This window comes from Micromonospora sp. D75 (assembly GCF_018070405.1).
GTDB lineage: Bacteria > Actinomycetota > Actinomycetes > Mycobacteriales > Micromonosporaceae > Micromonospora > Micromonospora chalcea.
In genome coordinates this window covers 1-469 of record NZ_JAGPXV010001189.1, presented here as the reverse complement: position 1 = coordinate 469, position 469 = coordinate 1, and the positions used below count along the sequence as shown (strand labels likewise).

Here is a 469-nt window from a genome sequence, read left to right as displayed (position 1 = left end):
ACACCGGCGCGGGTGCCGCGGCGTACCGATTCCTCCCGGACCCGGCTCATCAGGAAGATGTTGTAGTCGATGCCGAGCGCGACCAGGAAGACGAACGCGAACAGCGGGAACGACTGGTCGACGCCGGGGAAGTCGAACACGTACTTGAACAGCAGCGCGCAGAGGCCGAGCGTGGCCAGGAACGACAGCACCACCGTGGCGATCAGCAGCACCGGGGCGACCAGGGCGCGCAGCAGCACGGCCAGGATGACCGCGATGACCAGCAGCACCACCGGGATGATCACGTTGCGGTCGCGGACGGAGGCGTCGGCGGTGTCCACGTTGATCGCGGTGAAGCCGCCGACCACGGCGTCCGCGCCGGGCACCCGGTGCACCGCCTCGCGCAGGTCGCGGATGGTCCGCTCGGCGCCGTTGCTGTCCGGCGCGTCGGCGAGCGTGACGTTGAGCTGCACCCGCCCGTCGACCACCT

At 70.1% G+C, this 469-nt stretch carries 1 protein-coding gene; it reads right to left on the bottom strand.

The annotated features are described in order from the left end of the window. A partial coding sequence (locus tag KBX39_RS32800) for an MMPL family transporter (protein WP_210874301.1) occupies nucleotides 1-469 on the bottom strand: 469 nt, incomplete at both ends.